Below are 11,004 nucleotides of genomic sequence, written 5' to 3'. Positions count from 1 at the left end.
TTCGCTATCCGTTCGCCCTTTCCGTGCAGATACGTCACTTTCGTGTAGTCACCCCCACCAGTTCATTTAGCAATGTGTCGGCACCATCAGGGCCATCTTCGCCCCTTTGTGCTTTCCGGCGTCGGTAAATGCCTTCGAGATCGCGCTCTGCGCCTGCAGCGATGCGGACTTCGAACCTGGCCGATGGCATGCCCCGTCAGTTCCGGGCGCGAATACGATCAGTCAGACCTTTCGCGGGGGCAGTGCGCCCTGCGGCCACATCTGCGCGCCCGAGCGCGAGCAGCTTGAGCAGGGCGAGTGCTTCCTGCGTCGCCTCATAGCTGCCGATGTCCTGCAACACGGCCTTGGCTTCGCCATTTTGTGTGACGACAAGCGGCGCGGCGCCTTCGCCCAGCTCGCGGATGATGTCCGCGCTGTTGGCCTTAAGGTAGGATATCGGCTTAATGCGGTTCTGCATGGTCATGGAACTGGTCCTTATTCAGACTGAATATGGCCCATTGACGGACGTCTTGCAAGCGCGGTGAATTCCGCTCACAGCTCAATTGCTACCCGATGCCCGCAACCCACGCGCCTTCGGACAGCGTCCGCTCTTGGAGGCGCATATCGACCTGACGCCGACGAGTTTCCTGGCGGCACTGCGGTAGGCGGTCCGAACTGGGCTGCAGGATCGGGACTTAGCACTAGGTGGAGCCTCGGAGCGAACGAACCATATGCACTGCGACCGTTCCGTGATCGTGGAACGTTTCCTTCTCGAAACAATACCCTAGCCGTTCGTAGAGCTCGATATTCTCCACCATCAGCTTGTTCGTATAGAGGCGGGTGGCGTCCAGTCCTGCATCGCGGGCAAGTTTTTCGGCATGCCGCATCAATCGTACACCGTAGCCGCAGTGCTGCCGATCTGGATCGACGGCGACGTTCACGATCATGAGTTGATCGCCTTGCGGAACGGTTTCGATGAGTCCCACCATGACCCCATCGATATGGAGACAATCAAACCTGTTCTCTCGTATGGCGGTGTCATAGTCAGCCGTCATGGGGCGGGGCTTGCGCGGCGTAACGCCAACCCACTTGGCATAGGACTTCAGGGTGAGCGCACGAATCTGGCGAGCATCCTCGACTTTGGCCCGCCGGATTTCCCCTGTTGCGGTCATGGTTGCCGAATACGAGTGGCCGTTGCGATTGTCATCCGCGCTCTGAACACCTGAGTTGTCAGGCTTTCTGCCCACATTTGGTCAGTTCACTTGCATAAGCGTCACCTATAGGCCATATAAGGCCAATGTCGTCCCCAATACCCGATCAATTGTCCACCCTTGGACAGCGCATCAGAGCGCGGCGCCTCGCTCTGGACCTCACCCAGCAGGCTGCCGCCGAGCGATCCGGTGTCGCCTATCGCACCTGGCGGCGGATGGAAGGGGAGGGCAAGGCCTCGATCGAGGATTTGGTCCGCGCTGCGGTGGCCCTGCGTTGCGAGAACGATCTGGCGCAGCTGTTTCCCGAGCCAGCCGCTGCCAGCATGGACGAACTGCTCGAACGCCAGCGCCAAGCCGCTGCGACGAAGCGCCAGCGCGGGCGGAGGGCGCGGTTGTGAGGCTGGCACCGGGCACCCCGCTCGATCTGTTGCTGCTGACCGACGAACGCGCAGAGTCGGATAAGGTCGGCAGGCTGGCCATGGCGGGCGGGGTGGCACAGCTCGAATGGTCGGAGGAGGTGCTGGCAACGGGTCACGCGCTGTCGCCGCTGCATTATCCGCTCGAAAGCGGGCTGCACGCGGCCCGATCACGCGAATTCGGCGGCCTGCACGGGTTCCTGGCTGACAGCCTGCCCGATGCCTGGGGCACGCTGCTGCTGCGGCGACGGCTGCAACGGCTCGGCCATCGCTGGGAGGAACTGAACGCGGTCGACCGGCTCGCGCTGGTCGGCAACCGGGGCAGGGGGGCACTGGCCTTCCGCCCGGCCACGCTGCAGGCGGGCGAGGGCGCTGCCGGGATCGACCTCGATGCGCTGGCCAATGAGGCGCAGCGCGTGCTGCTGGGCGAGGAGGCCGAGCTCGACGCGTTGCTGGCAAGGCTGGGCGGCGGATCGGGCGGGGCGCGGCCCAAGGTCCATGTCGCCATCGCTGCCGACGGCACCCTGAGGGCCGGTGACGAGGGCGCGGGGGAGGGGGGTGCTCCAGCTGCCGCAGAATGGCCCGAAGAATGGCCAGAGCAGTGGATCGTCAAGTTCCCTGCGCTCACCGACCCCGCCGACATCGGTCCGGTAGAGGAGGCCTACGCCCGCATGGCCCGCGCGGCGGGGATCGCCATGGCCGAGACGCGCCTCATCGCATCAGCCGAGGGCAGGGGCCACTTTGCCACCCGCCGGTTCGACCGGCCGGGGCCGGGCAGGCGCGTGCACATGGTCAGCCTCGGCGGCGCGCTGGAGGCCTCGCCGCACATGCCCAGCCTCGATTACGACGGCTTCCTGCGCGCGGTGCTGACGATCACTCGCGATGTGCGCCAGCTGGAACAGGCCTTCCGCCGCATGGCCTTCAACGTGCTGGCCCACAACCGCGACGACCACGTCCGCCAGCACGCCTTCCTGATGGACGAACGCGGCGAATGGCACCTTGCGCCCGCCTTCGACCTCACCTTTTCCCACGGCCCCGGCGGCGAGCATTACATGGCCGTCATGGGCGAGGGGAGGGACGTGACGTTCGACCACGTCAAGGAACTGGGCGCGCGGCACGGCATCAAGCGTGCGCGGATCGCCGAAATCGTGGAGGAGGTCAGCGCGGCGATAGTCGACTGGCGCGGGTGGGCTGAAGCCGCCGGGGTCGAGCATAGCAACACCCCGATCGCCGACGCTCTTGAGGCACGCCGAAAACATTTCTTCGGGGGTTAGCGCCTCGACGACTGTGCCTACCCGCCGTGTCGCCCAATCGTCCAGCGCTCGCCATCGCGCAGGCGTTGCACCGGGGGAAGGGCAATGCCCGGCGCGTCCCATTCGACGCCGTGGACCGGCACCAGTACGCGCGGATCGATTGCGCGGGCGAAGCGCGAGAGATCGGCGGCGCTGGCGTGGCCGCTGGTGTGGACCAGTTCGCGCCGGGCACCTGCGCGAGCCGCCACGGCCCAGCCAGAGGCAGCGTCGCTCGCATCGAGATATCCCCTCCAGCTGGAATGCACGAAGCAATCCGCGCCTGTCATCGGCAGGCTGGCGCGATCCTCGTAGTCCATGACCAGCGATTTGCGCGCCATGACGATTGCCGGCCTTGCTGCCACCCGCTGGCGCGAAGTCGCGCAGCCGCGGCGGATTACCTCCTCCACGAACCCGGCGCGGCCCATCCGCTGGTAGAGCCACTTCATCTTCGGGGTGATGATCACCTTCAGCTCGGGGAACCGGGGATCGCCGGGGCAGGGCAGGCCCGTCCCCTCGGCAATTTGCAACAGCGCGTCGGCGGCGTAGAGATCGAGCACTAGGTCGCGCCCGGAACGTCGCGCGGTGCGGAACAGCGTGACCGTGCGATCGAAGTTCTGCGCCGACCAGTCGACAAACAGGTGACCCGGCACCGCCTGTGCCAGTTCAAGGAAGCGCGCCTCGAGGTCGCTCTCGGTCACTACCGGCTTGTCGCTGCACAGGTTGGTGCCTTCCATCAGCAGTACGTCGATGTCCCGCGGCGGGCGGGCGATCATGCCTTCGACCAGCGCGGCCTTGCGTCCGTGGGTGCGGAAGTCGCCGGTGTAGAGCACCCGCACCTCGTCGCGCTCGATCAGCAGCATGTAGGCATCGAGCGCCGAGTGATCGGTGAGGAAGGGGGTGACCCGGAACCCGCCGATGTCGAGCGCGCCCTGCCGACTGTGCCAGGTGCTGATGGGCCGCTCGATGGACTCGCCGAACACCCCCAGCGTCAGCCGCATCAGCGCGGCAGATTTCTCACCGGTCGACAGCGGCCAACTGGCAGGCAGCTCGCTGACCAGACCCCAGTGATCCATGTGGGGATGGCTGAACACGACGTGCGCGGGCCGCGAAATGTCGAGCGTGGCTGGCAGCAGCCCGCCTGCCTCGCGTGGCGCATCGAGCGGCCGTCCGGCATCGAGGATCAAGCGCGCGCCATCTGCAGCTTCGAGTTCGATGCAGCTACCGCCGATCTGCTCGGTTCCGCGATGGACCGTGAGGTGGAGGGTCAGCGCGCGGCTCCGGCGAGTGGGGGAAGGGGCCGTGCCTTGACCTCGTCTGCGCTGGCATAGCAGGCCAGGGTCAGGCCGAACTTTTCAACGAGCCGCGACCGATGGCCCCGCGCTTCGAACGATTGTGCCCTAGCGGCGATCAGTTCGGCCCCGCGCCCCGTGAAGCCGTCCGGGCAATATCCTCCGATCACCACGCCCGGGCGACCGATTGCCATCGCTTCCCCGGCATCACGTAAAGCGCGCCAGCTGGCCAGCGCCGAGCTGTCTGGCTTGCCTGCTGCGGTCGCCAGCTCGACCATGATCGCCGCGGCATCGCGATAGGCTGCCACGACATCCGCAGCACGGCCCGGCTTCGCCATCCACTCTTCGTAGGTCGGAACCTGCTGCACCACGTGCGGCTCGGCGCGAGCGCGGATTTCGGCGTTGTCGGTGCATTTGGCTTCCCAGAAGGCAATCCGGTTGCCGCCTTCCACCAACACCAGGTCCATGCGCGGGGCGGACTTCTCGCCGTCATAGGCGGGCAGACCCATCTCGATGTCGATCGTGCCGGGGTTGGCGGCGATCAGCTCGTCGACGATTGATTTTTCCGATCCGGCATAGGAACCGGCGGTATCGATCCAGTCGGCCACGTGAGCGCAATTCGCGGGGTCCGAAAGCCAGGCTTCGTCGAAGCGATCATAGCCAACCAGCGCCTCTCCCCGGCTCTCCGGCTTGCGGCGGCGAGCGACATAGGCCTTGTGGATTTCGAGCTTCACCTGAGTGGCCGTCGAATGCAGTTTGGCGACCGACTGGCCCTTGCGGTAGAAGTTGGCGTAGCCGTTGCGCAAGGCGAGGCGGAGGCCATCCGAATCCGATGCTTCGCCGGGCAGCTTCCAGCAATCGAGGAGGGTGCGGACAACCGGGAAAGCGTCCCAATCGCGGGCTTCGAATCGTCTGATGAACTTGCTCATTCAGTCATTATCTCCCGTGCTGCGACAATTCCGGTCGTGCACGATTTTTCGTCGCACAAAACCTTTGATCGATAGTGTGAATCACAGGCGTTGCACTGATTCAAGAAACGCGTTGGACCGCATGCTGCGCATGCGCGAATCTCAGCACATGTCACGGCAAAACTTCGACCAAAACTGGCACTGGCAGGCCATCGATTCCGACCGCAATATCGCGCGCGAATACACGCTTAGTCTGTCGCGCGATCTGTTCGGTTGGTACGTCATCGAGCGACACTGGGGTCGCATTGGAACGGCGGGGCAGGGGCGGGTCGAGGCGTTCCGGGAGCGCCGCCAGTCACTCCGGCATCTGGCAGCCATCAAAGCGCGCAGGAAGAGTGCGAAAAAGCGGATCGGGGTGACCTATCGTTTCGTGAAGAACATCGTGCTGGCTTCAGGGTGACCTCACCAGATTTTTAGACCTTGGTGCAAGGACTGGCGACCCGCTCCGCACCGCCGTCGAGCGGCACTTCAGGAACACGCAGCGAGCCTTGCGGGGGACTGGATTGCCCGCTTGGAGCCGTCCGTTTTCTGCCGATTTCCTAATCCAGGATGTGCATGCCTGCGTGATCAATATAGCCATGCATGATCTGGCAAACTGCGGCGACCAAACGGTCCCGAAATCGTTACAGATTGCGGAGCCCCAACCCCTTATTGCGATCTGTCTCGCGAATATGACCAGACACATCTGGAGGCGCCTTGCGGAGCGTTGAATTGTCACCACAGACGGCAAACAATTGTGGCGCAATTTCAAGGTGGACCGGAACCTGTCCGTGACGCGACCGCAGGCAAGATATTCTTCAAGAATTGCGCTGAATTTCGCTTCAACTCCTATTGGCGTAAGGCCCCCCCGGCATGGAGCCTCCGCAGGACAATGCGGAAGCGCAATCAGGTGACGCTTTGATCGCCCTTCGTTGGGCAGGGTTGGTGTCGCGCGCGCCGCCTTTTTTTGGGGTCAAATCGTTCAGGCTTCGATGATTCTGGCGCTCTTGTTTAGCGCGGGGGGCCGCAAAAATCGTCGCTTTCGAGGCGGGTCAGCCAACCAAGAAACTCCTGCTGCTCGTGACCCTCGTGGTCGGCCTTCCGGAGATCGTCGCTTGGGCAAAGATTTCCCCTATGCTTTGGGCAGTGGATCGTCGATCCCGGCGCGACGATTTTCCCGCTGACCTGAACGCCGCCGCCGGACAGGAAAGGCCGCATTTCATTGCGCATTTGCAAGAGCGCGTACAATCGCGCTCGTGGCTTGAGCCAATCAGATTTCGACAAGCCGACATTGTGTTCGACGATGTTCGCAACAAGCATCACGGAAATGTCAGCAGAAGCGCCATAGCTTCCATGGAAGCCCGCCGCCAGCAGCTCGCAATGATTGCCAGCCTGTTCCAGAGCGAGTGCAAATACAGCTGATAAGCCGCGGCCCCGCTGCGCGAATCACTCGGCAGCGTCGAATAAAGACGGCCCTTTTCTGCCGCGCCGCCTTCGGCGGGTCGCCCCATCTGGAATGCCCTACAACCTGAAAGCACGGAAATCTTCGGTTCCGACATATACAATGGTGGGATCAGTTTGAGTTCCACACCCGATGCACCCGCCGGTGCGGGGAAAATTGGGCTATTACAGCTATTTACGCATCTGGACCACGCATTGCTCTGTGCAGGTCCGCGTGGTCCAAGGTGGTCCACAGAGCAAAAAGACCAATAAAAACATGAGACTAGTCTCGCCCCCTCTGCGTATTTTGCTTGTGACGCTTTGCCTTTCCATTACGCTCCTGAAAGGAGGACTGGATGGCAAAAGTACCGATCACGATTTATCTCACCACCGAGCAATTGGCGAAAATCGAGCACCAAGCATCTGTCGTCGGAGAGTCGCGTAGCGCCTGGGTCTCGCAGACACTGCTGCGCGCACTTCATGGAGAGCTTGAACCATTCGACGAGATACTGCTGGACCAGTTGATCAAGGTCCGCGCGAACCAGGAGCAGGTCCTCAAGCTCGTTGCGAAGGTGGCAAAAAGCACGTCGCTTCACGACGTCCAGAAGGCGTCGTTCGAACTGGCCGAACGCATGCTTGTCGAAGCCAAATCGAGGACCGGCAAATGAGCACAATCGACTTCCGGCCAAGGCTGTCCGCTGACCTGCGAAATGACATCGAGCGCGCGGCAAAAATGCGCGGAATTTCGGCTTCCGAATGGATCGAAGCGGCGGTCCGAAAAGAGCTGAAAACCAACATCGGACGCGCGGAGCGGGCGGTGGGATTGAAGGCTGATCGCACGCTCGACCGGATCGATAATTTTTTCGGCGAGCTCGACCGCTTCATCGGTCAGTTCAATCATCTGCTGAACACCACCGCGCAGGCGATTCCGAGGCAGCTCAAGAAGGAGTTCGACGGCCTCAAAACCACGATCACGAATACTGGCGGCACGGCCCATTTGCGCGACCTTCTGAAGCAGCTGATCGCTGACTTCGAGACACGTCAGAATGCGCGTTTTTCCAAGCTTGAAAGCGCCGTCGATCAGGGCGCGGAGCATCGTGTTACGCGGGCAGCGATCGGTCAATTGCAACGCGGCAAATTGCGCGACCGCTGGATGGTTGGAGCGGGTGCGTTGGGCTGCTTTTTGACCCTTGCTGCCTTGGCATTCCTGTTTGCGGATACCGCGCCTTCGCGCTGGGTCGCGACGCGACTGGTGGGCGAAAGCTCGGCGCTGCCCGCCGGGATCAAGTTGTCTTCTGAATACGAGGTCGTTCGGCGCCCGCTTTTGCAGACCAGAATCCTGTTAGGATCGAGCGAAGAATTCACTCGGAACTTCAGCGCATGTGTCGACCGTCTGGCGCGCGCCAGCGAGCCTGCGAGCTGCCGGCTGACCTATGATCCGGCCGCAATAAGCGCGGCGAATTCAGCGCAATGACCGTCTCACCCGCCGCGATCTCCAGCGCCGAATATTACGCCCAGGATAACTACTATACGCAGGACGAAGGCCCCTCCGAATGGGGCGGCAAAGGCGCTGGCACGCTTGGTCTTGCGGGTGCCGTCGAGGCAGGGACATTCGCGCGGGTCGTGGACGGCATCTTGCCCAATGGCGATGTGCTTGCACGCGGAGCCGACGGGGCGCGCAACATGGGTACCGATCTCACTTTCAGCGCGCCGAAATCGGTTTCCCTTGTAGCACTTGTCGGCGGCGACGAGCGCGTCATTGAGGCGCATCGAAACGCGGTTCGCGACACCATGAACTGGGCGGAGGAACGATTCGCTCTCGCCCGCGCGGGAAGGGGCGGCGCGGAGCAGATTGCGACTGGCAATCTTGTCCATGCAAGCTTCCACCATGACCTCAGCCGCAGCCTTGATCCGCAGCTGCACAGTCACGTCGCAGTCGCCAATATGACGCAGCGCGCGGACGGTGAATGGCGGGCATTGCACAATGTGAAACTGTGGCAGCACGCACCGGTGATCGGGGCGGCTTATCACGCCCAGTTGAGGGCAAATCTGGCGCAACTGGGATACGAAACGCGCATCACAGGCAAGCACGGATCGTTCGAAATTGCCGGCATTTCGCGCGCGGCCATTGAGGCATTCAGCGAACGCAGGGCCCACATCCAGGCAAAGGCGGACGAACTCGGCGTAACCTCGCCGAAGGCGATGGAGGCCATCGCTGTTCGCACCCGCGATGCCAAGCAACACGGCTCTGGTGATGCAGCCCGACAGAAGTGGGCGGAGAAGGAGGGTCCGTTTCGTGCAGAGATTGCCGATGTCATCAAGGAGGCCATGGAACGGACGCAACCTCGCTCCATCCTCGCAGCCGTGCGCGAATGGGGTGAGGCGCTTATCGAGCGCATCACCCGCGCCTTAGGACCCCGGCCCGAACCGTTGATGGTCGGCGCTTCCGGGCAACGGACTGGAGCCAACCTGGCTGCTGCCTACTCGACAGCTGCTGGAGTGCGGCATCTGGCCGAGCGGTCGGCCAGTTTTGAGCGGATGGATGTCCTCAAGGCGGCGCTCGGGTTCGCGGAAAAAGGGGCTACCGTTCGTGAGATCGAAAGGCGGGTCGATACGCTGGTTGGGGAAGGCGTGCTGATTGGGGGCCGTTCCGGTACCGAGCATGCCGACCGGCTGACCACCCGAGATCTCCTCAAGACCGAACAAACAATCATCCGGGCAGCTCGAGAAGGAGCTGGAAACGGCGTGGCGCTTCTCGATAGGACCATGGCAACAGAGGCGATTGTCGCACTGGAACAGCAGCGCGGTTTCGCGCTTAGTGACGAGCAGAAGGGCGCGATCCTGGCTCTGGTATCCGGTAATAATGCTATTCAGGTCATTCAGGGCGATGCAGGTACCGGCAAGTCGACCCTGTTCAGCTTTGCGGCCGCGATCACGGCACAAGTTGGTCGCGCGCCCTTGTTCCTTACGTCGCAGGCCTCGCTCGTCGCCGAAATGCGCGAAAGCGGCCTCGATGCGCATACGCTTGCCTCGGTGCTGGTCGCGCATGCCGACAGGGCGGGGCGCATGTCGCCAGGCGAGCGGGGAAGGGCGCTTTTTGAGGACCGCCTCGTCATCGTCGAGGAGGCGTCCATGGTCTCGACCCGCGAGGCAGCACTGTTGATCGAGCTGGCCGACAAGGCAGGCGCGCTGAAGCTTGCCTTTGTAGGGGACGAAAGGCAGATCGACCCGGTCCAGGCAGGACGCGCATTCAGCCTGATGCAACAGCACGGCGTGCCGACCGAGACCTTGACCGAAAATCGCCGTCAGCTCGATCCTGCGCTACGCGAAGCAGTAGAACATGCGCGGAAAGGGGATCTCGGCAAGACCTTCGATGTGCTGGGCGAGCGCGTTATCGAACGGGCAGACCCGGCTGCAGCGGCGGCCGCCTTGTACCTGTCCCTGTCGCCACATGAACGGGACCGGACGGCGTTGCTGACATCGGGGCATGTGCTGCGGGAAGCCGTGCTCGACCATGTCCGCGACGGCTTGCTAGCGCGCGGCGAACTCGGCTCGCAGGTGCTTTCCATCGAAACGCTGGACCGGCTGAACCTCACGCGGGAGGAATTGCGCAACATCCGCAGTTGGGCCGAAGGCATGAGGCTGGAGGTGTATCGGGATCAGGCGGGCCTCAATCGCGGTTCGTACAAGATCGGCATCGTCTCGCCTGAAGACAATCTTGTGCAGCTGACGTCGGGAGGCGAAGAATATTGGCTCGATCCGCGCGGGCTTCCTCCATCTGGCTCAGGTGTCAGCCTGGCTGTACCCGGGCGGACGGAGGTGAGGGAAGGGGACCGGCTGATGTTCACCACGCCCGACAAGGATCTCGGTGTCGTCAACGGGACGCGGGCAGTGGTGACTGCGATCGAAGGAGAGACGCTTCACCTGGCGAATGGCGAGCGGCAATATGCTCTTGGCCCGGACGATCCGGCGCGGGAGCACATTGGTCATGCGGCGGTGCTCAACATGCACCGTGCTCAGGGGATCACGGTCGATCGCGCTATCGCGGTGATGTCGAGCGGTGACCGGCTCCTCAACAGCGAAAGCCTCCACTATGTTCTGGAGACGCGGGCGCGAGAGGAGCTTACTCTTGTGACCGACGACAAGGCCGCGCTTCGAGACAGCATCGAGGGCCACCGCGGCAGTGTCCCGCACGCGATGGATCTCGCGCCCGAACTGAGTGACGCTGACGGGGAGGCGTTCGACCCTAAAACAGGCGAGTTGCTGGAGAACCCGGTCCGCGATGCGCCAAGCCCGGCCGAACTGTTCGAAAAGGCGATGGCGAGGGAATTTCCCGCTCCTGAAAAGGAACGTGAGCCCCAGCGGGAGAATGAGGTGGAACGCGAGGAGCCCGACATCGGCGACGACTTCGAGATGGAGATGTGAAAGTG

11 protein-coding genes are annotated in these 11,004 nt (G+C 62.9%); 7 read left to right on the top strand and 4 right to left on the bottom strand.

The genetic code is table 11. The features are described from left to right. Positions 1 to 196 precede the first annotated feature (196 nt). On the bottom strand, positions 197 to 463 hold the full coding sequence (locus tag AX725_RS17950; RefSeq protein ID WP_060977569.1) for a type II toxin-antitoxin system Phd/YefM family antitoxin: 267 nt from the start codon (positions 461 to 463) through the stop codon (positions 197 to 199). Positions 464 to 680: 217 nt separating this feature from the next. Further along, complete coding sequence (locus AX725_RS17945) at positions 681 to 1,151, bottom strand: GNAT family N-acetyltransferase (RefSeq protein ID WP_060977570.1); 471 nt, start codon at positions 1,149 to 1,151, stop codon at positions 681 to 683. Between the two features lie 149 nt (positions 1,152 to 1,300). Here AX725_RS17945 and AX725_RS17940 point away from each other — a divergent pair, with 149 nt between their 5' ends. Both AX725_RS17940 and AX725_RS17935 read left to right on the top strand, forming a co-directional pair. Further along, entirely contained in the window at positions 1,301 to 1,588 is a 288-nt protein-coding gene (locus AX725_RS17940) for a helix-turn-helix domain-containing protein (protein ID WP_208597841.1), read from the top strand. Further along, the gene (locus AX725_RS17935) at positions 1,585 to 2,880 is read left to right on the top strand and encodes a type II toxin-antitoxin system HipA family toxin (RefSeq protein ID WP_066115001.1); all 1,296 of its coding nucleotides are present in this window, start codon (positions 1,585 to 1,587) and stop codon (positions 2,878 to 2,880) included. The genes AX725_RS17940 and AX725_RS17935 overlap by 4 nt, the downstream gene beginning before the upstream one ends. Before the next feature lie 17 nt (positions 2,881 to 2,897). On the opposite strand, the gene AX725_RS17930 is transcribed toward AX725_RS17935, so the two are convergent. Both AX725_RS17930 and AX725_RS17925 read right to left on the bottom strand, forming a co-directional pair. Further along, positions 2,898 to 4,112 (bottom strand): MBL fold metallo-hydrolase, encoded by a 1,215-nt coding sequence (locus AX725_RS17930; protein ID WP_286130852.1) that lies wholly within the window; start codon positions 4,110 to 4,112, stop codon positions 2,898 to 2,900. A gap of 50 nt (positions 4,113 to 4,162) precedes the next feature. After that, the gene (locus tag AX725_RS17925; RefSeq protein ID WP_060979090.1) at positions 4,163 to 5,116 is read right to left on the bottom strand and encodes a hypothetical protein; all 954 of its coding nucleotides are present in this window, start codon (positions 5,114 to 5,116) and stop codon (positions 4,163 to 4,165) included. Between the two features lie 121 nt (positions 5,117 to 5,237). Here AX725_RS17925 and AX725_RS17920 point away from each other — a divergent pair, with 121 nt between their 5' ends. The 5 genes from AX725_RS17920 to mobF all read left to right on the top strand — a co-directional run bounded on the left by AX725_RS17920 (position 5,238) and on the right by mobF (position 10,999). Continuing rightward, positions 5,238 to 5,555: a WGR domain-containing protein gene (locus AX725_RS17920; RefSeq protein WP_231725725.1), complete on the top strand. Its 318-nt coding sequence runs from the start codon at positions 5,238 to 5,240 to the stop codon at positions 5,553 to 5,555. Positions 5,556 to 6,214: 659 nt separating this feature from the next. Further along, on the top strand, positions 6,215 to 6,556 hold the full coding sequence (locus AX725_RS21045; RefSeq protein WP_155645897.1) for a hypothetical protein: 342 nt from the start codon (positions 6,215 to 6,217) through the stop codon (positions 6,554 to 6,556). Positions 6,557 to 6,930: 374 nt separating this feature from the next. Continuing rightward, positions 6,931 to 7,242, top strand: coding sequence for a hypothetical protein (locus AX725_RS17905; RefSeq protein WP_066044338.1), 312 nt, complete (start codon positions 6,931 to 6,933; stop codon positions 7,240 to 7,242). Beyond that, positions 7,239 to 8,048: a hypothetical protein gene (locus AX725_RS17900; protein ID WP_058803346.1), complete on the top strand. Its 810-nt coding sequence runs from the start codon at positions 7,239 to 7,241 to the stop codon at positions 8,046 to 8,048. Before AX725_RS17905 ends, AX725_RS17900 begins: the two co-directional genes overlap by 4 nt. Continuing rightward, a complete protein-coding gene (gene mobF, locus AX725_RS17895) occupies positions 8,045 to 10,999 on the top strand; it encodes a MobF family relaxase (RefSeq protein ID WP_066044340.1) in 2,955 nt (984 codons plus the stop codon). The genes AX725_RS17900 and mobF overlap by 4 nt, the downstream gene beginning before the upstream one ends. Positions 11,000 to 11,004: the final 5 nt, after the last annotated feature.

Source organism: Blastomonas sp. CCH9-A1 (assembly GCF_001557175.1).
In the GTDB taxonomy this organism is placed as follows: Bacteria; Pseudomonadota; Alphaproteobacteria; order Sphingomonadales; family Sphingomonadaceae; genus Blastomonas; species Blastomonas delafieldii_A.
This window is presented reverse-complemented; position numbering and strand designations above follow the sequence as displayed.

What these genes read in the sequence shown, in the direction of transcription:
- AX725_RS17950 (WP_060977569.1), bottom strand. Translation starts at nt 463, where the DNA reads ATGACCATGCAGAACCGCATTAAGCCGATATCCTACCTTAAGGCCAAC.
- AX725_RS17905 (WP_066044338.1), top strand. Translation starts at nt 6,931, where the DNA reads ATGGCAAAAGTACCGATCACGATTTATCTCACCACCGAGCAATTGGCG.
- AX725_RS17925 (WP_060979090.1), bottom strand. Translation starts at nt 5,116, where the DNA reads ATGAGCAAGTTCATCAGACGATTCGAAGCCCGCGATTGGGACGCTTTC.
- AX725_RS17945 (WP_060977570.1), bottom strand. Translation starts at nt 1,151, where the DNA reads ATGACCGCAACAGGGGAAATCCGGCGGGCCAAAGTCGAGGATGCTCGC.
- AX725_RS17920 (WP_231725725.1), top strand. Translation starts at nt 5,238, where the DNA reads ATGCTGCGCATGCGCGAATCTCAGCACATGTCACGGCAAAACTTCGAC.
- AX725_RS17900 (WP_058803346.1), top strand. Translation starts at nt 7,239, where the DNA reads ATGAGCACAATCGACTTCCGGCCAAGGCTGTCCGCTGACCTGCGAAAT.
- mobF (WP_066044340.1), top strand. Translation starts at nt 8,045, where the DNA reads ATGACCGTCTCACCCGCCGCGATCTCCAGCGCCGAATATTACGCCCAG.